Origin of the sequence: Psychrobacter sp. 28M-43, from assembly GCF_014770435.1 — a bacterium.
GTDB lineage: Bacteria > Pseudomonadota > Gammaproteobacteria > Pseudomonadales > Moraxellaceae > Psychrobacter.
In genome coordinates, this window is the sequence record NZ_CP061739.1 from 76,491 (window position 1) to 103,296 (window position 26,806).

General features: G+C 42.5%; 22 protein-coding genes and 1 riboswitch. Of the genes, 14 read left to right on the plus strand and 8 right to left on the minus strand.

The features are described from left to right. Positions 1-96 precede the first annotated feature (96 nt). From infB to pnp, 8 genes are all read left to right on the plus strand, one after another. Positions 97-2,823 carry a translation initiation factor IF-2 gene (gene infB / locus IEE84_RS00350; protein WP_057757754.1) on the plus strand — a complete coding sequence of 909 codons (2,727 nt, stop codon included), beginning with the start codon at positions 97-99 and terminating at the stop codon, positions 2,821-2,823. Between the two features lie 201 nt (positions 2,824-3,024). Continuing rightward, positions 3,025-3,414: a ribosome-binding factor A gene (locus IEE84_RS00355; protein WP_102078739.1), complete on the plus strand. Its 390-nt coding sequence runs from the start codon at positions 3,025-3,027 to the stop codon at positions 3,412-3,414. 9 nt (positions 3,415-3,423) lie between these two features. After that, on the plus strand, positions 3,424-4,515 hold the full coding sequence (gene truB / locus IEE84_RS00360) for a tRNA pseudouridine(55) synthase TruB (protein WP_191114495.1): 1,092 nt from the start codon (positions 3,424-3,426) through the stop codon (positions 4,513-4,515). A 398-nt stretch (positions 4,516-4,913) separates the two neighbouring features. Further along, positions 4,914-5,438, plus strand: coding sequence for a type 1 glutamine amidotransferase domain-containing protein (locus IEE84_RS00365; RefSeq protein ID WP_191114496.1), 525 nt, complete (start codon positions 4,914-4,916; stop codon positions 5,436-5,438). 97 nt (positions 5,439-5,535) lie between these two features. Next, positions 5,536-5,697: a hypothetical protein gene (locus tag IEE84_RS00370; protein ID WP_162799524.1), complete on the plus strand. Its 162-nt coding sequence runs from the start codon at positions 5,536-5,538 to the stop codon at positions 5,695-5,697. Positions 5,698-5,809: 112 nt separating this feature from the next. After that, positions 5,810-5,986 (plus strand): hypothetical protein, encoded by a 177-nt coding sequence (locus IEE84_RS00375; RefSeq protein WP_191114497.1) that lies wholly within the window; start codon positions 5,810-5,812, stop codon positions 5,984-5,986. Between the two features lie 378 nt (positions 5,987-6,364). Then, entirely contained in the window at positions 6,365-6,631 is a 267-nt protein-coding gene (gene rpsO / locus IEE84_RS00380; protein ID WP_045443035.1) for a 30S ribosomal protein S15, read from the plus strand. A 690-nt stretch (positions 6,632-7,321) separates the two neighbouring features. Continuing rightward, on the plus strand, positions 7,322-9,424 hold the full coding sequence (gene pnp, locus IEE84_RS00385) for a polyribonucleotide nucleotidyltransferase (protein ID WP_191114498.1): 2,103 nt from the start codon (positions 7,322-7,324) through the stop codon (positions 9,422-9,424). Between the two features lie 119 nt (positions 9,425-9,543). Here pnp and IEE84_RS00390 read toward each other — a convergent pair whose 3' ends face one another. The 4 genes from IEE84_RS00390 to IEE84_RS00405 form a co-directional block, all read right to left on the minus strand. Beyond that, the gene (locus IEE84_RS00390) at positions 9,544-10,107 is read right to left on the minus strand and encodes a hypothetical protein (RefSeq protein ID WP_191114499.1); all 564 of its coding nucleotides are present in this window, start codon (positions 10,105-10,107) and stop codon (positions 9,544-9,546) included. 34 nt (positions 10,108-10,141) lie between these two features. Then, positions 10,142-10,690 (minus strand): hypothetical protein, encoded by a 549-nt coding sequence (locus tag IEE84_RS00395; RefSeq protein ID WP_191114500.1) that lies wholly within the window; start codon positions 10,688-10,690, stop codon positions 10,142-10,144. A gap of 142 nt (positions 10,691-10,832) precedes the next feature. Continuing rightward, a complete protein-coding gene (locus IEE84_RS00400; RefSeq protein ID WP_191114501.1) occupies positions 10,833-11,090 on the minus strand; it encodes a YheV family putative zinc ribbon protein in 258 nt (85 codons plus the stop codon). Beyond that, positions 11,091-13,301 carry a M3 family metallopeptidase gene (locus IEE84_RS00405; RefSeq protein ID WP_191114502.1) on the minus strand — a complete coding sequence of 737 codons (2,211 nt, stop codon included), beginning with the start codon at positions 13,299-13,301 and terminating at the stop codon, positions 11,091-11,093. 490 nt (positions 13,302-13,791) lie between these two features. On the opposite strand from IEE84_RS00405, the gene IEE84_RS00410 reads away from it, so the two are divergent. From IEE84_RS00410 to IEE84_RS00425, 4 genes are all read left to right on the plus strand, one after another. Continuing rightward, positions 13,792-14,904 (plus strand): AOC03_06830 family ribosome hibernation factor, encoded by a 1,113-nt coding sequence (locus tag IEE84_RS00410; RefSeq protein WP_191114503.1) that lies wholly within the window; start codon positions 13,792-13,794, stop codon positions 14,902-14,904. A gap of 208 nt (positions 14,905-15,112) precedes the next feature. Continuing rightward, positions 15,113-15,868, plus strand: coding sequence for an endonuclease/exonuclease/phosphatase family protein (locus IEE84_RS00415; RefSeq protein WP_191114504.1), 756 nt, complete (start codon positions 15,113-15,115; stop codon positions 15,866-15,868). A gap of 186 nt (positions 15,869-16,054) precedes the next feature. Continuing rightward, positions 16,055-17,086 (plus strand): NADP-dependent oxidoreductase, encoded by a 1,032-nt coding sequence (locus IEE84_RS00420; RefSeq protein WP_191114505.1) that lies wholly within the window; start codon positions 16,055-16,057, stop codon positions 17,084-17,086. Positions 17,087-17,281: 195 nt separating this feature from the next. Further along, on the plus strand, positions 17,282-18,139 hold the full coding sequence (locus IEE84_RS00425; RefSeq protein WP_191114506.1) for an EcsC family protein: 858 nt from the start codon (positions 17,282-17,284) through the stop codon (positions 18,137-18,139). Between the two features lie 32 nt (positions 18,140-18,171). On the opposite strand, the gene IEE84_RS00430 is transcribed toward IEE84_RS00425, so the two are convergent. From IEE84_RS00430 to IEE84_RS00440, 3 genes are all read right to left on the minus strand, one after another. Continuing rightward, on the minus strand, positions 18,172-18,789 hold the full coding sequence (locus IEE84_RS00430; protein WP_134292268.1) for an alpha-ketoglutarate-dependent dioxygenase AlkB family protein: 618 nt from the start codon (positions 18,787-18,789) through the stop codon (positions 18,172-18,174). A gap of 20 nt (positions 18,790-18,809) precedes the next feature. After that, positions 18,810-19,700, minus strand: a complete 891-nt coding sequence (locus IEE84_RS00435) for an alpha/beta fold hydrolase (RefSeq protein ID WP_191114507.1) — start codon at positions 19,698-19,700, stop codon at positions 18,810-18,812. An 81-nt stretch (positions 19,701-19,781) separates the two neighbouring features. After that, on the minus strand, positions 19,782-21,698 hold the full coding sequence (locus IEE84_RS00440; RefSeq protein ID WP_191114508.1) for an ABC transporter ATP-binding protein: 1,917 nt from the start codon (positions 21,696-21,698) through the stop codon (positions 19,782-19,784). Positions 21,699-22,067: 369 nt separating this feature from the next. Between IEE84_RS00440 and IEE84_RS00445 the strand changes: the two genes are divergently transcribed. Then, positions 22,068-22,916, plus strand: coding sequence for an EamA/RhaT family transporter (locus IEE84_RS00445; protein ID WP_191114509.1), 849 nt, complete (start codon positions 22,068-22,070; stop codon positions 22,914-22,916). Between the two features lie 176 nt (positions 22,917-23,092). Beyond that, complete coding sequence (locus tag IEE84_RS00450; RefSeq protein WP_191114510.1) at positions 23,093-23,983, plus strand: fructose bisphosphate aldolase; 891 nt, start codon at positions 23,093-23,095, stop codon at positions 23,981-23,983. A gap of 124 nt (positions 23,984-24,107) precedes the next feature. On the opposite strand, the gene thiC is transcribed toward IEE84_RS00450, so the two are convergent. Beyond that, positions 24,108-26,222, minus strand: coding sequence for a phosphomethylpyrimidine synthase ThiC (gene thiC, locus IEE84_RS00455; protein WP_224737800.1), 2,115 nt, complete (start codon positions 26,220-26,222; stop codon positions 24,108-24,110). A 248-nt stretch (positions 26,223-26,470) separates the two neighbouring features. Next, positions 26,471-26,615, minus strand: a riboswitch (TPP riboswitch). Positions 26,616-26,806 lie beyond the last annotated feature (191 nt).

Below are 26,806 nucleotides of genomic sequence, written 5' to 3' on the forward strand. Positions count from 1 at the left end.
CTGATATCTATTTATAAATATCAGCCTTAACCCAATCATTTGTAGCCAACAACTGAATTGAACATATAGCAAATAATAGACAGTAGGTGATAATAAATGGCAGATAAGACCGTCAAAGAACTGGCAGAAATGGTAGGCAAAACTACAGATGCTGTAAAGCAGCAATTAGTAGATGCTGGCCTGCCTGCTCGCGCAGAGGATGACCTAGTCACCGAGCTTGAGCAAGAAAAGCTGGTGACGTATTTAAAGCAAAGTCATGGTCAACAAGAAAAGCGTCGTATTAGTCTTAAATCTAAGACGACCAGTACTGCACGTGTGACCGGCTCTTCTGGTAAATCTAAGAGCGTCAACGTAGAAGTGCGTAAAAAGAAAGTATTCGAAAAGCCTGATCCAGAAAAAATGGCTGAAGAGTTAGCCGCTCGTGAGCAGGCTCTAATTGAGTCTCAAGAACGTGCTGCAAAAGAAGCTGAAGAACGCGCCGCTACTAAGAAAAAAGCGGAAGAGCGTCAAGCAGCAACGCTAGCAGCGATGCGTGCAAGCTTAGGCTCTAGCAAAAAATCAGACGACAAAAACGATGATATTTCTACATCAGTTGTTGTCAAAAAGGGCGGTAAAGCAACTGCTGAAGTTAAGCCTAAAGAGCAGCCGAAGAAGAAAGTTGCTGCAACTAAGCCTAAAGTTGAAACCGCTGCTGAACGTAAAGCTCGCGAAACTCGTGAGAAAGAAGAAGCACGTCTGCGTGAAATCGAATTAGAAACACGCCGCACACAAGCTGAAGAAGCGCAAAAGCGTACACTTGAGCAAATGCGCAAAATGGCTGGTAAATATACAGATCGTGAACCTGTTACTGAAGTACGTAAAGATGAGCCATTGGCTGAAGGTCTGGTCGGTGATGCACTAGAAGAGTCTTTCGAAAAAGAGCGTCGCGAAATCAAACGTGGTTCGAACAGTACTGGTACTCGTGGTCGTCGTCGTAAGAACCAAGATGAGCGCGAAATCAAAAACCGCAAAAACGGTTTGCGTTCAACTCAGGCATCACAGCATAAGTTTGAAAAACCTGTCGAAAAAATCGTCTATGATGTCGAGATTAGTGAGCAAATTTCAGTTGCCGATCTTGCACAGCGTATGGCGGTTAAAGCTCGCGAAGTAACTAAATTACTTATGAAAATGGGTGAAATGGCTCGTGAGTCAGATACGATTGATCAAGCAACCGCAAGCTTGCTTGTTGAAGAAATGGGCCACAACCCAGTACCAGTTAGTGATACTAAAGTTGAAGATGACTTACAGTACGCAGTTGATGAGCGTAGTAGTAACATCCAGACTCGTCCACCAGTAGTGACTATCATGGGTCATGTTGATCATGGTAAAACCTCACTACTAGATAAAATTCGTGAAACGAAAGTTGCGAATGGTGAAGCGGGTGGTATTACCCAGCATATCGGTGCTTACCATGTAAAAACTGATCGCGGTGTTATCACCTTCCTTGATACTCCAGGTCACGCAGCGTTTAGCGCAATGCGTTCACGTGGTGCTCAAGCGACTGATATCGTTGTATTGGTGGTTGCAGCTGACGATGGCATGATGCCACAAACAGCAGAAGCCATTGATCATGCACGTGCAGCTGGTACGCCGATTATTGTTGCTATCAACAAAATGGATAAGCCAGGCGCTGATCCTGACCGTGTTCTTAATGAATTAACGACGAAAGAAGTTGTTTCAGAAGAATGGGGCGGCGATACACCAATGGCTCGTATCTCAGCCAAAACAGGCGAAGGTATCGAAGACCTACTAGAATTCATTAGCTTACAAGCTGAGCTAATGGAACTAGAAGCGCCACTAGACGGTGCTGCTCAGGGTGTGGTTATTGAATCAAGACTTGAAAAAGGTCGTGGTCCTGTCGTTAGTGTCCTAGTGAAAAAAGGTACATTGAAACAAGGCGACTTGGTTCTAGCTGGTGAACATTATGGTAAAGTTCGTGCATTAACAGACGAGCATGGCCAACGTATTAAATCAGCTGGTCCTTCTATCCCTGTAGAGATTTTAGGTCTGCCTGAGACACCTGCTGCTGGTAGTGAGTTCCTAGTGGTAACGGATGAGAAAAAAGCTCGTGAAGTTGCGGACTTTAGAACCAACCGTGAGCGTGAGCGTCAACTCGAACGTCAAAATGCTATGCGTTTAGAAAGCATGTTTGATCAGATGGGTCAAGGCGATGTGTCATTCTTGAATATCGTACTAAAAACAGACGTACGTGGTTCACTTGAAGCACTACTAGCTGCCTTAAATGAACTGTCTACTGACGAAGTAAAAGTCAGAGTGATCAGTTCAGGCGTTGGTCCTATCTCTGAGTCTGATGTAACCCTTGCAGAATCTAGTGAAGCGGTACTTTTAGGATTCAACGTTCGTGCAGATGCTACCGCACGTCGCAAAGCAGATACTGCTAATATGGATATTCGCTACTATAGCGTAATCTATGGTTTGATCGATGATGTTAAATCAGCAATGAGCGGTATGCTTGCTCCTGAACATCGCGAGAAAATCCTTGGTGTTGCAGACGTTCGTGAAGTTTTCCGTTCTAGTAAGTTCGGTGCCGCTGCTGGTTGTATGGTGGTCGAAGGCACAATCTATCGCAACAAACCTATCCGCGTATTGCGTGATGATCAAGTTATCTTTACTGGTCAATTGCAATCATTGCGTCGCTATAAAGAAGACGTTAATGAAGTACGTACTGGTATGGAATGTGGTCTGGCCGTTCGTGGCTATGATGTTGAAGCTGGCGATAAGATCGAAGTCTTTGAAATCCAAGAGTTCGCACGTACTATCTAAAGCTGTTGTTCGATAGCAGGGTATGTATTAATGCAATATGCGTAATCCGCTGAGCTGTTTAGATACTTTGCTAATATTCAGCTGTACTTAGGCCTAACAGGTACATCCTGCTAGGCCTTTTTTAGCACATATCAGTGCCACATCTATTAATCAGCAGACTTATACAGTAATAAAATAAGCCCATTAAAGTAAGGTAACAACATGAACCAACGTTTACAAAGATTGTCGGATCAGATTCAGCGTGAGCTTGCTGTTCTTATTCGCGATGAAGTTAATGATCCTCGTCTAACAGGTTTTGTCACGATTTCTAGTGTCAAAGTTAGCCCAGATTTAGGCTATGCGGACGTCTATGTCACTATCATGGAGCCTGAGCTCAATGATGCTATGAACAAGACCAATCATGAAGAAAGCATCAAAGTATTGAATAAAGCGGCAGGATTTTTGCGTACAGAATTAAGCCATAGCTTAAAGACACGTACTACGCCGCGCCTACGTTTTCATTATGATGAAGTAACGGCTCGTGGTAACTACATGATGGACTTGATTAGTAAGGCCGTGACTAAAACTGAGCAAAACGAGAATGACGAGTAAATTATTATTATGTCTATAGCGTCTAAGCAAGTTGATAAACAAGCCAATATGACGCCTGAAAAAGTAAAAGTTTCAGGTGTCATATTGGTGGATAAACCCAAAGGTATGACCTCGCAGCAAGTCGTGTCAAAAGTGAAGTATTTATTTAAATCACCGATACACGATAGTAAAAAAGCAGGGCATACAGGAACGCTTGATCCGATGGCAACTGGCCTGCTGCCTATTTGTTTGGGTGAAGCCACCAAGTTTAGCCATTATCAACTGGATGCTGATAAATCTTATCAAGCGACTATCTTGCTAGGTAGTCAAACCGATACTGGTGATGCTGATGGCCAAATCGTAACGCAGGCTTCTATCCCCGTATTTGATGAAGTATCATTGGCGACTATTGCACAGCAGTTTTTGGGTGCTCAGCAGCAGATACCACCGATGTATTCAGCGCTAAAAAAAGACGGTAAAAAACTGTATGAATATGCTCGCGCTGGTATTGAGGTTGATAGACCGCCCAGAGATATCACGATTAAAGCAATCAATCTACAGATGATAGATGATACCCAGATTAATCTAACGGTTACTTGTACTAAAGGTACGTATGTACGTGTATTAGCGGAAGATATTGCAAAGCAGCTAGGTACGCTAGGACATTTGACGGCATTACGCCGTACACAGGTAGGTAACTTCAGCATTAATGATGCGATCGCTTTATCATCGTTAGAAGAGCATGGTTTAGAGGAGCGTCAGTCTTGGCTACTGCCCATCGACGCTTGTATTGATATCGATGCTGAGCTAACCCTGACAGATGAGCAATGCGCCCGCGTACATATGGGGCAACGCCTAAACATATTTGATGAGCTGACAGGTAAGCTCAAAGATTATGTTGCTAATATGGTTTCTGACCAGCTGTCTAATAATAGCTCTGTCGATATCAACGATGACGCTAGTACCAATGGTAAAGCTGATACTGATCTTGATGTGCCTCAGCTCTTAGAGCACGAAATACCAGTTGATATACGTCTACTCAATGAGCAAGGAGAGTTTCTTGGTTTGGGGTCTGTGAGCTTAAACGGACGTTTACAACCTAAGAAATTGATTCAACGCTAATAGTCACGTTTTCACCAATGTTACTTAAATATAGAAACTACCACCTAACATTGACCTGATTTACTAATAGTTTACACTAATCACATACCGTCACATTTTATTGCAGGTTTCGCCTATGGTGAAACCTGTTTTTTTTGTACTCTAGATTCATCAGATAGGGAATGCTGAGCTAAAAAATAAAACGGATAAATATTATAAAAATAAAAAATTGCTATGAAGCAAATAATTAAAATAACAGACAATTAAAAATAGTCAATTAAAAGTAAAATCAATGCGGAAAGGATGCATTTTAATAAAAATAAAATAGTTCAAAGGAAAATGTACTACCGATTAATAATAAAACTAACTTATAAAAATATACTGACTCACAAAACTAATAGATAAGAAGAAGGAAAGTTATGAAAACGATCGCTTTTTTACTACATAACCACTTCGAACAAGCAGAGTACGAAGACGTCAATAATCAGCTAAAAGATAAAGGCTACAAAACACTTCTCATAACAACAAATGATAAAAAAGAAGTGCAAGCCATGCAGCAAGATGTAGATAAGAGTGATACTTTTACTGCTGATATCTTTGCGGAAAATGCCAACGTCTCTGACTATGATGCATTGGTGTTACCAGGTGGTACTGTCAACGCTGATACTATCCGTGGTAACGAAAAGGCTCATCAAATTATCAACGCTATCAATGAAGCAGGAAAGCCATTAGCTGTTATTTGTCATGCTCCTTGGGTTCTCATCAATACAGGTATTGCTAAAGGCAAAACCCTTACCGCTTATCCTACTTTGCAATTAGATTTAGAAAATGCTGGAGCAAACTACGTAGATAAGACAGTACAAGTAGATGGTAATCTTATTACCTCGCGTAACCCAGATGATATTCCTAATTTTGTTAATGCCATAGATAAAGCATTATCTTAGAATTTCGACTTCTAACTAAATAATTTCAATTAACTAAGTACTATTAAATTTCAAATTTTTATAACTAACATTTATAACCATAACTAAGGAAGATACTATGTCAAACTCTAATCCAAACGATACTAAGCTTGAGCAACAACGTTCTGATTCAGCAGAAGCAGCACTTAAAGGTCAAACTGAAGACAATCATAGTGAAAACAGCGAAGCAGCAGCAGAACGTATCGCAGCTAACTTAGAAAATGCGAAAGAAGATAAGTAGGTTTTAATATGCCACCTGTAATAGGTGACATTGATATGTTTATAGTTTGCACGTCTTATGATCGATGAGTGCAACGACAGTTAGTCCACAAAATAATAATTCAGGAGCTAATATGAGTAATTCACCGAGCAATATGGACGAGCAAGAAAAAGAGATTGAAAAGCTTGCAGAAGAAATCAATCCAAGTGAGCATACTGCCCCAGACAGTCTAGCGGAAGTGACTACTGCCGCCCCTCTTGAAGATGATGAACTAGGTGGCAATGCGACAGAGTCTGACGTTAATAAGTAGCTTAGGTAGGCTCTTAATAGATAGTTATCTATAGAATACTAGTTGTTAGAAATTAAATGTCGCTTTACAAGTATTATGAAAAACTGCTGCTAGTTCAGCAGTTTTTTGTTATAATTACCTCCACATTTAAATTAGGTTTTGAATGATGTACTGTAGTTAGCCCATTACTTTGATTAAGTAGTGCTATAGCTAACTATAATGTACGATTCAAAATATACTAAATGGTTGTTAACTGAGCTTGTCGTACACTAGGTCAACTCTAGTAATGCAGGGTTGTCCTGAATGGCGTACAGGTTATTTTATTTATTATTCTATTGCTTTAATACTGACTCAAATTGCAGTCCGTTTTTAAAGTTATTAGCATTGCTGGAGATATTTATGCTAACTAATACCGATCGTGAACAAATCATTGCTCAATACCAACGTGGCGAAAATGACACTGGTTCTCCAGAAGTTCAAGTGGCTTTGTTGAGTGCTCGTATTAATGATTTGCAGAACCACTTTAAAGCACACAAAGCTGACCATCATAGCCGTCGCGGTCTTATCCGTATGGTTAACACGCGTCGTAAACTGCTTGATTATTTAAAAGGTAAAGACCTTGGTCGTTACACTACTCTAATCAGCCAGTTGGGTCTACGTCGTTAATCTAACGACAATAGTACGAGTGTATGCTGAATTTTTTGCTAAGTCGCTTGGAACTTGTTTGTTATTATCGATAAAATAGATTTTTCTAAAAACGGTGTGGAATAGTTTCACGCCGTTTTTTTATGCTTATTCGTTTTAGATACCGTGCTCAAATAGTAAGAGCTATAACTCCTTCTATAGAATCGTTAAGAGGGATATTGGTATAAACTGTACTAACCAAGTCTCAAGTACGGTATTTCCTGACGATAATTGCGCTACTGTGCAATTAATTGGTCAATGGCCATAAATCACTGTAAAATAATGCCTTGTGAGTTTGATAGCGCATCTGCTACAGATATGGCGATTATTGTTAAGATATTTATGATTTGGCTTGGTAATCAGCGCAGATAGCTGATATTTGAAAGTTCAGAAAATAGCCTGTAGGGTTTTTAGCATCGAAGTCTTTTGACTTAATGTCTTTTTGATAGTATTTATAGTAAAGCCAAAATTGCACGACCGAATATACATAATAGTACGATGTCTAACTCAGACAAATATATGAGATAACCAAGTAACGTTATTGGCATTGGTTGCGATGATTTCTAATAGAAAGCATGTCAACTGATAGCCATATACACAGAATTTTAATGACAGATATCAGCTTTTTTTGACGCTGATATCAGTTTTGTCAGTCAACATTAGGAAGATTATATGACAATGTTCAACACCATTAAGCGTGAATTTCAGTATGGCAACCAGCAGGTTGTTATCGAGACAGGCCGTATTGCCCGTCAAGCAAACTCTATTTTAGTACACATGGGCGGCGTAACCGTATTAGTTGCAGCAGTCGTAAAATCAGAAGCTAAAGAAGGTCAAAACTTCTTTCCGCTAACGGTTAATTATCAAGAAAAAATGTATGCAGCGGGTAAAATTCCAGGTGCTTACGGCAAACGTGAAGGCCGTGCGAGCGAATTTGAAACCTTAACTTCACGCTTGATTGACCGTCCGATTCGTCCACTATTCCCAGAAGGCTATGTAAACGAAATCCAAATCACCGCTACAGTGGTTTCATCAGATAAAACTCAGTCTGCAGATATCGCTGCACTAATCGGTGCTTCAGCAGCACTAGCTATCTCTGATGCACCATTTAATGGTCCTGTTGCTGCCGCTCGTGTTGGTTTCATTAACGGCGAATACGTTCTAAACCCAACGTCTGAGCAGCTTGAAACTAGTGATCTAGATTTGGTTGTGGCTGGTACTAAGTCTGCAGTATTGATGGTTGAGTCTGAAGCGGCAGAGCTGTCAGAAGACCAGATGCTAGGTGCAGTATTGTACGGCCATCAGCAACAACAAATTGTTATTGATAACATTGCTTCAATGGCTGAAGAAATCGGTACTGCTAAGCAGCAATACTCTGCTCCTGAGCGTGACCAAGCACTTACTAGCAGCATGAAAGAACAGTTCGGCGAGCAAGTTGCTGACGCTTATACCATTACTGATAAGCAAGCACGTTACACGAAGCTTGATGAAATTAAGCAGTCAATTATTGATGCACTTGCTGGTGATGCTGAGTCAGAAACTTATGCTGATACCGTATCTGAGCTTAAAGAAATCTATAACGACCTTAAATATCGTACCGTTCGTGACAATATCTTGTCAGGTAAGCCGCGTATCGATGGTCGTGACCCTGAGACAGTTCGTGCGCTTGACGTACAAGTTGGTGTATTGCCGTATACGCATGGTTCAGCATTGTTCACACGTGGTGAGACGCAGGCATTGGTTACTACCACACTTGGTAACAGCCGTGACGTCAACATGATTGACTCACTAGGTGGTACGATTCGTGACCATTTCATGCTGCATTACAACTTCCCGCATTTCTCAGTTGGTGAAACGGGCCGTGAAGGTATTCCAAAACGTCGTGAAATCGGTCATGGTCGTCTAGCACGCCGCGGTGTACAAGCGATGTTACCAGATAGTGAGCGTTTCCCGTATGTGATTCGTGTGGTATCAGAAATCACTGAATCTAACGGTTCATCTTCTATGGCTTCTGTTTGTGGCGCAAGCTTGGCATTGATGGACGCAGGCGTACCATTAAAAGCACCAGTTGCTGGTATCGCGATGGGTCTGGTTAAAGAAGGCGATCGTTTCGCTGTATTGTCAGACATCTTGGGTGATGAAGATCATCTAGGTGATATGGACTTTAAAGTAGCTGGTTCTAAAAATGGTATCACTGCACTTCAGATGGATATCAAAATCGAAGGTATTACCCCTGACATCATGGAGCAAGCGCTTAAACAAGCCCATGCAGGTCGTATCCATATCCTAGAAGCAATGAACCAAGTATTGCCTGAGAGCCGTACTGAAATCAATGCTCATGCACCAAACTACGCGGTTATCGAAATCAACCCAGACAAGATTCGTGACGTTATCGGTAAAGGCGGCGCAACTATCCGTCAGCTAACGGAAGAAACTGGCGCGGTTATCGATATCGATGATGCAGGTACTATCCGTATCTTTGGTGAAAACAAAGCAGCGACCAAAGCAGCTATCGGCAAAATCGAAGCACTAACTGCTGAAGTTGAAGTTGGTAAAACTTATCAAGGTACCGTTGCTCGTATCGTCGACTTCGGTGCATTTGTAAATGTCTTGCCAAACACGGATGGCCTAGTACATATTTCACAAATCGCAGAAGAGCGCGTAGAGAATGTATCAGACTATCTAAAAGAAGGTCAGGTCGTTAAAGTACTCGTACAAGACGTTGACAACCGTGGTCGTATCAAACTAACTATGAAAGGTGTTGAGCAGAACTAATACTCAATATCTGATGTGGTTTAAGTAATAAAAAACCGCCTTGAAGTGCTCGTTATGAGTATTCAAGGCGGTTTTTTTATGTGCTCAAAAAGACGATGACTGGCTAGCTAAAAGGCCATTTATAACTCAATGCTTTTAGGCAGGTGTATATCGATACGAAGTTTTGGTAGGTCTTGTAAGTACTCAGTTAGTAATGGCAACGTATCAGCATGCCAGTCTAGGGGCAGGGTATCTGCTGTAGTGCTTTCATTGGATACGATATCACGTGGTTTGCCTGAGATAAGCGGCCGCGCAAGCAATGCAACTCTGCGTATACCTTGGTAACGTATAAGCGGCATTATTTGCTGTTGTAAATCAATTAAAGCAGCAGTCAGCCAGCTTGTGCGCGTTGGATGATAAGGATGGTTTGATATCACAAGGTTGGCAATATAGTTTGGCAGATTCCCGTTACTACTAATACCAAGTCCGACCTGCTCACGTGTACGCTTATTAAGTAAGCAGCTACCAACGTTCAGACTACCATCGCGGCACGCACGATGATAGCGACTATAATTATCAGGAAATAGAGTTTTTGCTCGTGTGAGTACAGGATCTAAAACGACACCAGCATTGTTGACAGGTAAAACAAGTAACTGTGCATTGCTATTTAAAATAGAGGCATGTGTGAGTTGTAAAATTGCCATCGTAAGCCTCTCTATAACCAAATCAAGTATACGGTTATTGAACCGTCGCTTTATTAGAGTCGTTTGCTTCTAACTGAGCAATTTGCTGTTCGAGTAGCGCAATTTGTTCTGCCTTCATATCAGTCAATTGCTTATTCATAGCCACTTGTTCAGCTGCTAACTTTTCTTGTTCGGCCAGTCGCTGACGCTCATCTTCTAAACGATCAATCTCTTCTTTCGCCAAGCTATTATTTTCTGGTAGAGGCGCATCTAATATAGCAGTAGGATTTGGTATCGCGTTATTGTCATTATTGGCTGCTTCAGAGTTTTCATCCATGAGTACACCATCGTTAATGACAGAATCATCTGATACTTCTGAGGTGCTGTCTGTGACTGATTCTGTCTGCATTTGCTTAGTTACTGGTACTGAAGTGGCGTCATCTATAGCGAGTGTGGACTGAGTGCCAGACCTTCCTACGATAAGGTAGACAATGACGATAAGTAGCAATACTGAGATAAGTATTGCCAAAATTTTCTGACGTGATTTAGTCTGCTTTTTCTTAGAAGCGTGGGTTGATGAAGGCCGGATGTTGTCTGGTTTCATATTATGATCGATTCATGTCAAGAATATAAGTAGCCATACTATAGCAAACTCAAAATAAAAAGCCTATCTATTGATAGATAGGCTTAATAGTCCATTAAATAATCAGGTATTTAATCTGTTTTTAAGTATGAAAACTAAATTACTAAGATTTAAATTTCACGGTACCACTAGTGCCAGTCGCCATCGCATCACGAGCTATCTGATCTTCTAAGTGGTTCTTGGCACTAATGGCATCAGGATCGGGGCGGTGCTCTGTGTGTCCGCACTGAGTGCATTCAATATACTCATCTGGGGCTGGGATGACGATATTGACTTGCACCACAGCGTCCATCTCCTGACATTTCGGACAACGTACCCCTGCTAAAAATCGGCGCTTGGGACTAGGTGATTGATAACGCATTTAAATGACCTCGCGAGTCGTTTGAGTATTTGCCGCCTCAATATTTTTAGCATCAGTGAAACCATTATGACGTAGCAAAGCGTCGATACTGGCGCTACGACCGCGGAAGTTTTCAAAGTTGGTCTTTGCTGGGAAACTGCCGCCAACAGATAAGATAGATTCACGGAACGCTTTGCCTGTCGCTGGGTTAAAAACACCGTCTTCTTCAAACTTGCTAAACGCATCCGCTGATAGCAGTTCCGCCCACTTATATGAGTAATAACCGGCAGCATAACCGCCCGCGAAGATATGACTGAAACCATTAGCAAAGCGGTTATAGTCAGGTGTTTGCATAACGGAGATATCATTACGGACAGTATTGAGCGTCTCTAAAATACCATCGTAATTAAACGCTGGCGTATGAGCATGAATGAGTAAGTCAAATAGAGCAAACTCAATCTGACGCAGCGTTTGCATGCCGCTCTGGAAATTTTTCACTGCTAGTAGTGCATCGAGCTTTTCTTTAGGTAATGGCTCACCAGTCTCAACGTGGCTGCTGATAAGGGCGATACCTTCAGCGTCCCAAGCCCAGTTTTCCATAAACTGACTAGGAAGTTCGACCGCATCCCACTCGACGCCATTGACACCAGCGACATCACCGACCGTGACTTGGGTTAATAAATGATGTAAGCCATGACCAAACTCGTGGAATAAGGTTAATACTTCATCATGGGTCAATAGACTAGGTTTGCCATCAAGTGCTGGCGTGAAATTACCAACCATAAAGCAGACGGGTAGTTGCTGATGGTTTTGTTCTTCATAGCTATAGCGAGATTGAAAACCACTCATCCATGCACCGCCACGCTTACCACTACGCGCAAATAAGTCAAAGTAAAAACCACCAAGCAAGCGATCATCAGCGTCGAATAATTGATAAAAACTCACATCGTCATGCCAGCGAGATACTGAATCACTTTCTGCATTTTTATGGCTTTGCTCTTGTACTTTGATACCGTATAGACGCTCAACGATAGTGAACAAGCCATTAACCACTTTAGGTAATGGGAAATATGGACGAATTTCCTCTTGCGATAAGCTGAACTCACTTTGTTTCACTTTTTCAGCGATGTAGGCGCTATCCCATGGTTGCAACTCGTCAATGCCATAATCGCTTGCGTATTTCTGTAGCTGTGCCAAATCTGCTTTGGCAGCAGGGTTTGCTTGCGTTGCTAAGTCACGTAAGAATGTTTCAACTTCTAAGACGCTATCTGCCATCTTAGTCGATAGCGATACTTCAGCATAATTTGCAAAACCAAGTAGCTTGGCTTTTTGCTCACGTAATGAGAGGATTTGACTCATATTGTCAGCGTTATTTAATGAGTTGCCTTTTACATTGGTATGTTTATCAAACTCAGAGGCACGCGTAACATAAGCACGATACAGCGTCTCACGTAGGCTACGATCGTCCGCATGAGTCATGATCGCTAGATATACAGGAATATTTAAACTGGCCACATAGTACGGAGTAGGAAGCGCATCTATATCTGTTTGACTTAGAGTGCCATTAGCAAGCTCACGCGCTTTGTATTGTTCGCCTGCATCTGCCAATAATGCCAAACCGCTCTCTGTTAAACCTTTTAATTGAGAGTCTTCTAAAGGCAGGGCAAATGCTTGCGTCGCATCCAAGATATTGTCCGAGAAAGTTGCAGACAGGGTTGATAACTCACTTTGGATAGCGGCAAACTTTTCTTGCTCAGCTTGAGGTAACGCAACGCCTGATAACTCAAAGCTACGTAATGCCAGTTCGATTGCACGTGCACGAGCAGGCTCTAACGTAGCAAAGAAATCTGTGTCATTGACGATAGCTTGATAGCGATTAAACAAAGGCTGATGCTGTCCAACTCGCGTACCGTAAGCAGATAGCTTTGGTAGCAGCTCATGATGAACATGACGAATCTCATCGTTGCTCATCACGCTATTGAGATGCGACAAAATACCCCAGCTACGATCTAATGCCAAATTCATATGATCAAAACTCATCACATCTGCCAAAGCTTGTTCAGCGCTTATTTTTTCAGCACTTGTTTTTTCAGCACTGTCGCTTTCTATCACGGTTAAGGTATCTAAAAAAGCATTGGCAGCATCAATAGCGTCAATCACTTGGTTCTGTAACGTATGTGGCGCAGTGTCGGCAAAATCGACAAGGCGTAAATCTAAAGGAGAAGGTGTCATATAGGTATCCGGTATCAATGAATTATTATTAATAAAAACGAGAAAAGTCTGGCTACTATTGAAATATACAGTGTGTTCTTATTTTATATATAGATTATATAAAAGATGGGTTCGTTTAGTAAAAATACAACCTAAGCACTTTTATACGATTCAAGTAATTAGGAGAGTGCTAGCAATCTGGAAGTAAATATCGAAATTCTGATACTTAGATTCAACTTCTCAAGATAATTATCCAAATATGTAGCTATGCTCGTTAAAGCAGTTCTTTAACAATATAGAGTGCTCTACTTACAAAGCGCTATCATTTGCTTGCAAATTAACCCTACAGGGAGTGGGGTATAGCTGTTAGCATCAAGATAATGGAATTTAAATATTATGCATCGACAGGATGCAAGAAAAACACGGATAGAAATTTCTACGCTTATAACAGTATATGAGTGAAGAAATACATAAAGTTAAAAATGAACGATAATAAAACAAGGAGCAATATATGAAAGCGACTCTTAAAAGTTTACGTGAAACTAAAGCTAACCCTGCAGTAAGTATCTTTGTTAAAACGCATCGTGAACATCCAGCTAACGAGCAAGATCCTATCGCTCTAAAAAACCAATTGAAGGTTGCCGAAGATCGTCTGACGAAAGAGTACGATAAACGCACAGCGACTACCATTCTAGATAACATTCAAAATAAAATCAGTGAGCTCAATCACAATTATAACCTCGATACTTTAGCTATATTTGCTAGTACAGATGATGTGCAAGTTATCCGTATGCCAATTGATACAACGGAACGTGTTGTGATCTCAGATAGGTTTGCTACGCGTGACTTGGTTCGTGATATGGCAAGTGCGGTTCATTATTATACTGTGGTCTTAACCCGTGACAATGCTCGTTTGATCGAAGCATCTAATGACCGTGTTGTGAGAGAATTCGACAAAGATGACGATGCACAAAACAATATGGAGAACATTCAGTTCCCTGTCGAAAACAACGGACTATACACAACAGGTGACGGTGGCTCAGATCGTTCATCAAACAACGAAAGCAGTCACTTAAAAGAATTCTTTAACCAAGTTGATAAAAGTGTCCAAGAACTATGGGGCGAGCATAAAATGCCTCTTGTCATAGTTGGTGATGCAAAAAATATTGGCTACTATAAAGAAGTCTGTGATCGTCCAGACAACATCATCGCTACAGTATCGAATGCGACCAATTTAGAAGATGGTAGCGCTCAACATATTGTAGATAGTGTGCAAGAAGCTGTAGAAGAGTATCGCACATCGCTGCACAAAGCTGCCTTAGGTGAAATTGACAAAGCTCGCGGTGCGAATATGTTGCAGACTGATTTACAGGAAGTATATCGCAGTGCCTTCCAAGGGGCTGGCGAGACACTTTATGTACGCCGTGGTTATATACAGTCCGCTAAGATTGATGAAAAGGCACAAACGTTAAGCCCTGCCAATGATGCGACTACGGAAGGTATCACAGATGATGCAATCGGTGAAATCATCGAACACGTCATTCACAATGGCGGCGAAGCTGTATTTATGCCACAAGACATCATGGGTGAAGATCAACCAATAGCGCTAGTAACTCGCTACTAATCTGACGATGCCACCTATACGCGATGTTCATTCATGAATCAGCCATTTATGAATTAGCCATTGATAATACATAGGTGTAATATGAGAGCATTGGTTCAATACGAGCCAGTGCTCTTTTTATGTCTGTCATTACCATCACTATGGATGCTATCGTAGCTGAGCTATTGATCTTTACTCCATAAATAATGAGCGTACAACTAATCAAACTATGACTACCACCTCTTTTGTTTTAACCAGCTACAACATCCATAAAGGCATGTCACCGCTAAATCGCCAAGTGAAGATGCAAGGTATTGCTCAGGCGCTAGAGTCTGTCGGTTCAGACGTCTTGTGTTTGCAAGAAGTGCAAGGCCAAAACCTCAAACGTAATATGCAATACAACGAGTACCCAGATCAGTCGCAGCATGAATGGTTTGGCGAATTTTTAGATCTGCAAAATAGTTATGGTAAAAACTCCGAATACGAAAACGGCCACCACGGCAATGCAGTATTGAGCCGCTTTCCGCTAGACCCCAAACACAATGTAAATATTACGGTTAATAAGCTTGAGCAGCGCGGTGTCTTGCACTGTGAGGTACAGCCTATCGGTTGGGAAATGCCAGTTGTCGTATTGTGTGCACATTTGAACTTGTTTGAGCGTGATCGTATCAAGCAGTATCAAGCGATTAGTGATTATGTGCGAAATGAGATTGCGCCGGATCAACCACTTATCTTGGCAGGCGATTTTAATGATTGGAAAAAGATGTCTTGTGACAAACTGGCGACAGATCTCGGTATGATAGAAGCGTTCAAGCATTGTCATGGCAAGCTGTTGCCAACCTTTCCAGCAAAGCTACCAGTACTCAGCTTGGATCGTATCTACGTGCGCAATTTGCTTGTGAAGGATGCTTGGGTACATACTGGGAAACCTTGGTCATCGCTATCAGACCACCTGCCTATCAGTGCAGAGCTGATGCTGCCCTAATACCCAACTATAATAATTCGTTTAAATGTATTATATTGGCAATCTATCGATATATGAACAATTGTCTTTATTGATCATATTATTGATTAACCATGTTTTCGATTGAAAGTGCTATTAACAGTACAACGTTTCAATAAAATGAATAACAAGTACAGCCTAATAAACAAAATATAAGGATATTCTACGATGGCAACAGCGTCTACTACCGATAATAATCAACAAGCTAACCACAACATACCTAAGACACAGCACGCCGTACTCATACGCGAGTTTGGTGAGCCTGAAGTAATGAAATACCAAGATGGTGCTGATGTCCCTGAGCTACAGGACGATCAAGTACTGGTAAAAATTGCCTATGCTGGAATTAACCCTGTCGATTATAAGACCCGCCAAGGTAAAGGCTGGGGTGCAGAGAACATTCGTAAAGACAAGTTTGAGAATGATCAGCCAGCTATTTTAGGGTTCGATGTATCAGGCGAAGTAGTCAGCAGCAATAGCGACGAATTTGCTGTCGGAGATAGAGTAGCGGCCTTGACCTTTAGTGGTGGTGGCTATGCGCAATATGTGGCAGTAGATGCCAAGTTGCTTGCAAAAGTACCAGAAGGTGTCAGCTTAGAGCAGGCAGGTGCTTTGCCTTGTATTGGACAAACGGCACTACAGTTTGTGGATTTTGCTGATATAAAAACAGGCGAGCATGTGGTGATTAATGCACCAGCAGGCGGTGTCGGTCATTTACTAATCCAATTGCTCATGAATAAAGTGGCGCAAGATAACATCAAGGTAACGGTAATTTGCTCACCAGAAAAGTACGCCAAGCTTGATGAGTTGATAGACGTGTCTAAGCTAGCGGGTTGGGTAGATTATACAAAAGATGAAGTGTTCCCTGATCTACAAGCCGACGTGCTACTTGATTTAGTTGGTGATGAAGCAGGTGTCCGTGCGCTTAGCGTGCTCAGATCAGGCGCTCGAGTAAATGTGTTGCCAACTATTTGGGTTGATAAGCTCAAAGAAGCTGGTCAGCAAAAAGACTTAGCAGTAGCAGGCTACAAAGCGCAGCGTAGTGGTCAAGATATGGCGCGTGTTTTACAGGAAGTGGCCGATGGTAATTTAACTTTAAAAATTCAAAAAACCTATCCACTCTCAGAAGTTGTTGCAGCGCACCACGAGCTACAAAAAGGCGATGCTTTTGGCAAGATTGTCTTGGCCGCTGCTGAGTGAATGTCAAGACTGCCCAAGTATTAGGTAGTGTTTGATAGGATTTATTAGTAAGTAGATGTCTGTTGAAACCCAGTAAACTTAACTGATGACTTAACAAATCATACAAAAGTTTTATTTTGGACAACAGAACATCCCTGTAGTCTTCGCTTATTTATCATAGGATAAAAAGCGAACGATACTAATAAAGGAAATAATATGACTATCAACAATAAGACCAGCACTGAAAAAACAGATGACCACATTGCTTATGAAGCAAAAGTACGTGCAGAGATAGAAGCATGGAAGAACCCTGATAAAGGGATTTTGGATAAGACGCTAGCAGTGCTTAATACCCCTGTGGTAGCCGCCGGTGATGCGTTGATGGAAGCTCCACAATTTGGCAATTCTCTAAAAAAAGCAACTGAGGAAACGATTACTGCTTTGAGTGATGCAGCCAACTGGACATTGGACACTCAAGGCATTATCGATACCTATCAAGAGACAGCAGATATTAATGACTCCTCTATTAAAACGCTGTCTGACATTAAACGTCTACCCATTGCTGTTGTAGATAAACAAGTTAAGCTTTTCAAAAGCAAATATGTAGCGCTAACCAGTGCGCAAGGGGTGACTACAGGGGTCGTAGGCTGGGCAGGTATCCCTGCTGATGTCGTTGGACTTATTACAGCTAATCTACGTGCGATTGGAGAATATGCAACGTACTATGGCTTTGATATCAATGATAAAGGCGAGCAGCTATTTGCTATGTCTTTATTGGCTGTAGCAACTTCTGCCTCTGTTGAGGAACGTAAAGCGGCGTTAGATGACACTCATGCAATGATCAAAGATCCAGAAACTCAAGCATTTAATCAGATTAATGAAGAAGTCATGTCTCGTGTACTGCGCCAGACAGCGACTAAAGTAGCCACTAACATCGTTAAGACAAAAGCCGCGCAAATTATTCCAGCAGTGGGTGCAGTAGTCGCAGGTGGTGTTAATGCTAGCTACACTGCCAATGTGTGTGAAGCTGCTTACCAGTGTTATCGTGAGCGCTTTTTAGATCGTCTCGCGTAAGATTTAGATGGCTCGTTAAGTCAGCGATAGTATCAAGATGTAAGCATATGCCGAAACGTTAAACTGATTCGCCCAGCATCGACCGTCTTTGTCTTGGTGATCGTATGTTTCCAAAAGGTTTGTGTGTCACCATGCATCACAACGAGCTGACCAGACTCAAGATAAAGTTCAACTTTGTCTTGAGTTTTTTTATGCTTAAAAACAAATTTGCGTGTGGCACCAAGCGATAAGGAGGCGATGACTGGTTGCTGACCGAGCTCTTTTTCGTCATCAGCATGGTAGCCCATACCATCAGCGCCAGAAGGATAGTAATTAAGCAGGCAGGTGTTGAAATTAGTGGTGACACCGATTTTTGCTAAAGCTTGCTCAATTCTCTGTTTCACGTGAAACACTTTATCTGACCATGGAACGGTTTGTCGCACATGTCCCGAGTATTGGTAATTGGCATTTTTGTCTCCCATCCAGACAATTTGCCGAGTGGTTATATGGGTTTTACCAAATAACGTCACGATGTCTGGCTGCCAAGGTAGCTCATTTAGTAGAGTGTTATAAAGGGCAGTGGCATCGTCGATAATTACGCCTAAATCATTTACCTTACCATCATAGGGTAGTAAGTTATCCGTGGGTGCAGGGGCAAAGAGGTCAGTCATAATTCAGTCGTTGTAAATCCTTATTTACTGCTTTGGTAGTGTTCGTTGATGATTTGAGCACATAGTTCAGGCGCTTCCATTGGCAATAGATGACCGTAATCTGACAGCGAAATAAGACTGCTATCTGGGACAAATTTTTTCCATTGCTTTCGTACTTTGTCATTGATGAACAGAGTAGGCTTGCCTGTAATCAACGTGTAGGGACAGTGTAGTTTTTTGAGTGCGGCATCGATATGAGGTGCGCCAAAATAATTGGCCAGCTCTTGTTCTGGTGCAAACATAAGCGTATAGCTACCATCTGTATTTTTGCTCAGACTTTGCTCAGCAAATACTTGCAAGTGTTCATCGCTGATACGTTTATAAGCACGCTGCGCACGTAGGCTCTCATAATAATTATGGGTACTTGGCCAAGTAGATTGCTTGGTTAACGTGCTTTTGAAAGGCTCGCGGCTCAGTAGGACAGAGCGTGGCAAAAGGTTATATAAGGTAGCTTGGTTTTTGGTAAATGTGACAGGCTCGATCAAGTATAACTGCGAAAATAGCTCTGGACGTTTGGCAGCTGCCATTGCTGTGGCCGTCGCCCCTTGCGAGTGACCAATACCTATGACAGGCTTATTTTGGGTTTTTTCTAAAAACTCAATCAGCATGTCGGCATCTTGCTCGCGCGTCAGACGACGGCTTTGCGGCTTATCATACCAGTAGCCACGCAGAGCAAGTGAGCTGATATCAAACCTAGTGGCTAGCTTGCTCAATAGTGGTGTGTAGGTACCGACGGTAAAACTATTACCACTATAAAAATGTGCTGGGGCGCGGGGAGTAAAGCTTGAATCTAGCGGCTGATTAAACTGGCTAAGGTCATAATAGCGTGCCTGTTTTCCGCCAAGATTAATGCGGTTTGTGAATGCTTCCATAAAATAAACACTTCCTTGTGACTTATTTTGAGTGATTTTTTTGTAGTTTGTCTTCTTATGATTGAGCTTACTTAATGTATCTTAGTTGTCTTCACCTAAGAAGCCACCGCTTTGACGTTGCCAAAGTCGAGCGTAGACACCATTCAATGCTAATAGTTCATCATGACTACCTTGCTCGATGATGCGGCCTTGATGCATAACGACCAGTCTATCCAATGCGGCAATAGTAGACAGGCGGTGGGCAATAGCAATAACGGTCTTGCCGGTCATGATGTCATTTAAGCTTTCGGTAATGGCATATTCAATCTCAGAATCTAGCGCACTGGTCGCTTCATCCAAAAGTAAAATCGGCGCATTTTTTAGCATAACACGTGAGATAGCGATACGCTGACGTTGACCGCCAGATAGTTTGACTCCGCGTTCACCCACTTGGGTATCAAGTCCTGTATTGCCTTTATCATCGTACAAATCTTTGATGAAATCCCATGCCTGAGCTTGTTTGGCAGCGATCATAATCTCTTCATCAGTAGCATCAGGACGACCATAAGCGATGTTCTCACGTACAGTACGATGTAGCAACGAGGTATCTTGAGTCACCATACCAATCTGTTGACGCAACGATTCTTGAGTGACCTCATCGATAGCTTGTCCATCAATCAAAATCTTACCGCTATCGACATCAAAAAAGCGCAGTAGCAAATTGACCAAGGTCGATTTACCAGCACCTGAACGCCCAACCAAACCAATCTTTTCACCCGGCTTAATATCTAAGTGGAAGTTGTCCAACAGTTTGATATATGAGTTAGGAGCGCGTTTATCAATGTTGGTACTATCAATAGGCTTACCAGTTTGGCCATTGTCTTCTTCGTCATTTTCATAACTGAAGTCAACATGGTCGAACACGATGCGACCGTCCGTGACGGCCAGCGCTGGCGCGTCAGGTTTATCGATGATTGTCTGCGGTGCTGACAACGTACGCATACCGTCTTGAACTGTACCGATACTCTCAAACAAACTGGCTGTCTGCCACATAATCCAACGCGTCAAACCATTTAGACGCAACGCCATCGCAGTCGCAGCAGCAATGGCACCAACACCAACTGCGCCTTGTTGCCACAAGTACAATCCAATACCTGCCGTACTACTGACCAAGATCACGCTGATAAGATGGGTCGATACTTCTAAATAGCTGACCCAGCGCATCTGCGCATGTACCGTACCTAGAAACTGTCCCATGGCATTTTTGGCATAGCCTAGCTCACGACGCGAATGGCTAAATAGCTTAACGGTCATGATATTGGCATAAGCATCAGTGATTCGCCCTGTCATCAAGGCACGCGCATCTGCTTGGACAATGGCTGTCTCTTTGAGTTTGGGGATAAAGTACCAAATGGTGATGGCAACCAAAACCAGCCAAATGACAAAAGGAATAAGTAGTAAGCTGTCTAAATTAAACAAAATCACCCCTGAGGTGATAAAGTAGACAGAGACATACATAAACATATCGGTGACGGTCATCACAGTATCGCGTACTGCTAGCGCTGTCTGCATTACCTTAGCTGAGACGCGACCCGAAAACTCGTCCTGATAAAACTGCATGGATTGCCCAAGCATGCGCTGATGAAACCGCCAGCGCATCTGCATAGGAAACACGCCTTGCAAGGTCTGAAAGTGGATAAACGATGACAAGGCAATCCACAATGGGCTTACTATCATGACGGCGAGCATGATGAGTAGCATATCGCCTTTTTCTACCCATAAGTTTTGCGGCGTATAAACGCCCAACCAATCGACGATATTACCTATCCAAGCAAACAGCATGGCCTCGTAGATACCGATACCAGCGGACAAAATCATAAAGATTAGTAGCCAGCCGCGTAAGCCATTGGTACATGCCCACAAAAACTTCAGCATACCATCGCGAGGTGATGGCAATGGCATAGGTGTATCTGGAAAGGCGGGTAGGCGGTTTTCGAAAAAGCGAAATAAAGCATTCATAGGCAGTAATAAAACGTCAATAGCAGTACGTCAAGATGAACGAGAGGACTCGTTATCTAGAATCTTTACTTTTGTGATTGGGATTAGGTGTTATTTTAGCAAAATTACTAATCATACCTGCATGCTAATTGTAATTTGCTTAAGAATAGCTGTGTCTTTAGTGCCTTAGTCACAACTATAATAAATAGATTGCTGTAGAAAACATATTTTGTTACATTCTACATCCAAACTTATTTATAGTTTAAATATTGCTTTTATAAGCATGATTTTATTGCAAAAATCAGCTGATTAGCGGGCATTCTATTTATTGGTTTTTATAAATATACGAACAGTAATAACTCAACATTGAAGTTCAAAAGGTAGCAGTGAATGATGTATTTAATAATAGCGGTGCTATGTAGCGTCGCCGTCTCCGTACTTTTGAAGATATTGCGCCAGAAAAATATAGATATTCGTCAGACCATCGTGGCAGGCTATCCTGTGGCTTTTTTACTGACTTGGGTATTACTAAAACCTGATGTAGGTGCCATTCATGCGCTTGATAGTGCTTGGGGAATCATCATCGCGCTTGGAGTATTATTACCTGCTGTATTTATCATTCTCGGACGAGCCATTGAGGCGGTGGGAATGGTAGCAACCGACGCGTCTCAGCGCTTATCACTCATTATTCCTATCGTAGCGGCTTTTTTGCTATTCGGTGAGGTGCTGACTGGTACACGTATACTTGGACTGGCGTTGGGTTTTCTGGCGTTAGGTGCGCTTGTCTATCGACCACAGCATAACGATATTAATCGGCAAGCAAAGCATACGCCACTGTGGTTATTCGGGGTATGGGCAGGCTACGGCATTATTGATATTTTGTTCAAACAAGTTGCCAAACAAGGTGCGGCCTTTCCATTGACTCTACTGGTAAGTTTTGGCGTAGCAGGTGTATTGCTTTTAGTCTATTTACTTGTCACGCGAGTACGTTGGCAAAAACAAGCACTTATGACAGGCTTGCTGCTCGGTATATTAAACATGGGCAATATTTATGCCTATGTACGGGCACACCAAGTGCTGCATGATTCTCCTAGCATCGTCTTTACTGGTATGAATGTCGGTGTTATTGCCGTAGCGACATTGATTGGCGTAGGTGTATTTAAAGAGCAGCTGAACCGTATCAACATAATAGGATTAGTATTGGCAGTCTGCTGTGTAGGGGTACTGTTTTTGGCGTAATGCACACTGTCCAAAAGTATTGGTTTCATGATTTTTAGGCTATATTGTCACGTATCCTATATAGGCATATAAATCATCCTATGATAAGGTTATCTACAAATAACACGGCTTGTATGGAATAAAAAAGCTTAGTTTATGATATTTAATTTAACCAATAAAAATAGGATGCAGGCTCAATGGAATACGATAAGCAATTACAGCGTATAAAAAATAGTTCAGGTTTTATTGCTGCTCTTGATCAAAGTGGCGGCAGCACACCGAAAGCGTTAGAGACTTATGGTGTCAGCAGCGATGCTTATGATAATGATGAGGCCATGTTTGATTTGGTTCATGAAATGCGTGCTCGTATCATGACTTGTGATTGTTTTGATAGTGAGCGTGTACTTGGTGCAATTTTATTTGAAGACACCATGGAGCGCGAAGTCAATGGCAAATCGACGGCCAATTATCTGTGGGAAGATAAAAATATCGTACCATTTTTAAAGGTAGATAAAGGTCTGGCTGAGCAAATGAGCGGTGTACAAGTCATGAAGCCGATTCCGAATCTAGATCTATTATTAGATAAAGCAAAAAACTATCCTGTATTCGGTACTAAAATGCGCTCAGTCATTTATGAGCCAAACGTCGATGGTATCGAGATTGTGGTACAGCAGCAGTTTGATGTGGCGAAGCAGATTATTTCAAAAGGCCTGATGCCTATCGTCGAGCCAGAGGTCAATATTGATAGCACTCAAAAGCATGAGTGCGAGTTACTGCTAAAGGCAGATATCTTGCGTAATCTGGAACGCTTGAATGACGAACATCAAGTGATGCTTAAGCTGACCCTACCAGAAGAGGCAGGGTTTTATCAGGAGCTGATTGACCATCCTAAAGTGCTAAAAGTAGTGGCGCTGTCTGGTGGTTATAGTCGTAGCGATGCTTGTGCCAAGCTTAAACAAAACCCAGGTATGATTGCGAGCTTCTCGCGTGCCTTTACCGAAGGTTTGAGTAAGCAACAAAGCGATAGTGAATTTGCCGAGACCATTAATGCTTCAATTGAAGAGATTTATCAGGCGTCAAAAGTGTAAACGTAGTAAATAGAAATTCGCACATAAGTCATGAGTAAATAAGCCAAAAAAAGCCCTACTAGATAAGTACGCAGATACTTAAATAGTAGGGCTTTTCTTATTTCAAAAGTATAGGTTATTAACCCTACACCTCCTTATATAACTGGCGCCCTTCGTTGTTATATTTCTTAGTCATCTCCGCCATGCCTTGGCGAATTTCCTCAGCAGTGGCTTCCCCAACTTGTCCGACGAGCTCTGTATCTACCTCTTTGATTAGATGACCAGCATCGGTTAAGTCGCCTGTTTGCGGCGTTACTTTTTGGTTAGCGGCATCTTTATCTAGTCCCGCTGCATATTCACGTACGTTTTGAGTGATTTTCATTGAACAAAACTTAGGGCCGCACATGGAGCAAAAGTGTGCCGATTTGTGTGCGTCTTTTGGCAACGTCTCATCATGATATTCACGTGCAGTATCAGGATCGAGCGCTAGATTGAACTGATCATCCCAGCGGAATTCAAAACGGGCTTTAGATAGTGCGTTATCACGTGCCTGTGCTCCCGGATGACCTTTAGCAAGGTCAGCAGCGTGTGCAGCGATTTTATAAGTGATAATGCCGTCTTTGACGTCTTTTTTGTTTGGCAGACCCAAGTGTTCTTTTGGCGTGACATAGCACAGCATCGCTGTACCAAACCAACCAATCATGGCAGCTCCGATGGCGCTAGTGATGTGGTCATAACCTGGGGCGATGTCTGTCGTTAATGGCCCTAAAGTATAGAAAGGCGCGTCCGCACAAAGCTCAAGCTGCAAGTCCATGTTTTCTTTGATGCGATTCATCGCGACGTGTCCAGGGCCTTCGATCATTACCTGTACATCGTGCTCCCATGCGACTTTGGTCAATTCACCAAGCGTACGTAGCTCGCCAAACTGCGCTTCATCATTGGCATCTTGCAAGCAACCAGGACGTAGGCCATCACCTAGACTAAATGCCACATCGTACTGTTTCATAATCTCGCAGATGTCTTCGAAATGCGTATATAAAAAGCTTTCTTTGTGATGGGCTAGACACCACTGCGCCATGATAGAGCCGCCGCGTGAGACGATACCTGTCAAACGTTTTGCGGTAAGTGGCACATAGCGTAATAGTACGCCAGCGTGAATAGTAAAGTAATCCACGCCTTGCTCTGCTTGCTCGATCAACGTATCACGGAATATCTCCCATGTTAGGTCTTCTGCGACGCCATCGACTTTTTCTAATGCTTGATAAATCGGTACCGTACCAATCGGCACAGGAGAGTTACGGATTAGCCATTCACGAGTTTCATGAATGTGATTGCCCGTTGATAAATCCATAATGGTATCCGCACCCCAACGCGTGGCCCACGTCATTTTGGATACTTCTTCATCGATAGACGAGCCTAGCGCTGAGTTACCGATATTGGCATTGATTTTCACCAAGAAATTGCGCCCGATGATCATCGGCTCAGATTCAGGGTGGTTGATGTTGTTTGGGATAATAGCGCGTCCAGCCGCCACTTCATCACGAACAAATTCAGGGGTAATGATTTGAGGCGTATTGGCACCGAAGCTCTCGCCATCGTGTTGACGCATATCGGTCAGTTCATGCTGCTTTTGCGTTTCGCGTATGGCGATATATTCCATCTCAGGAGTGATGATGCCACGACGTGCGTAGTACATTTGCGTGACGTTCTGTCCTGCTTTGGCGCGACGCGGTTTATCAATATGAGCAAATCTAAGGTTAGCAGTGCTGATATCGCGAGCACGTGCTTGTCCGTATGAGCTAGATAGGCCGCTTAACTGCTCTGTATCATTGCGTTCTGCGATCCAGTTCTCACGCAACTTTGGCAATCCACGTGTGAGGTCGATATCGACATTAGGGTCGGTATATACACCTGAGGTGTCATACACATAAAACGGTGGATTATGCTCACCGTCTTTATCTCCAGTACCGCCAACAGGCGTATCCGCCAAGCTGATTTCACGCATCGGTACTTGGATGTCAGGTCTTGAGCCTTCGATATAGACTTTTCTTGAGGCAGGTAAAATACGGTGTAGGTCGCGCGCATCTTCTTCGAAACGGGCATCACTTGCGGCACGGTGAGCAGGGGTTTTTAACGCATCTGCTTTTTTATCTGCCTTGACGTTGGTCGTGTCAGCAGCATTTGAGGCAAGCGTTGTGTTGTCGGCTGGGTTATGCGTTTGGGCTTTCGGTGCAATTGAGGTAGTGTCTGCAGTAGTCATATGCTGTCCTAGCGTGTTGGTTTTTGAATAAAATCAACACCGCCAGTATCTGCGGGGGTAAGCATCCATCATTTAGACAAATTTATATCATGAACCCACAACTTCGACCAAAAAATATCGTCGCGGATGGTGCTCATCAAATATTGGACGCAGCTTGATATCCTCTCTTCTTATCTGGTTATGCATCACGCATATCAAGACAGTAGTGACGATAAAAATGTATTTCTACGCGCCCTTTGTCATAAATAACAAAGTGCTTAAGACTTCCCTGCGTCGGTACTAACCGCATCAGGTTCGGCGGGTGATCTCTCAGCGAATGTATCAAGGCGACTACTTTAGTAAAGCAAGTTTAATAAAGTGAGCCAAAAATACACCGCACCCCGAGTCTGTCAGTGTTGTAAATCAGCCTTCATACTAACAAAATTATGTACCAACGGCTAATAGTATTTGGATACAAATATTCTGTGTCACGCACACAGTTCCATATTTTCATGAATAATTTTTCTGAGTGTTGATAGATGAGGATGCTTAGTACTACTAGGTTGTAGACAAATTATTCAAATATTATGTAAAGCGAATGAAGG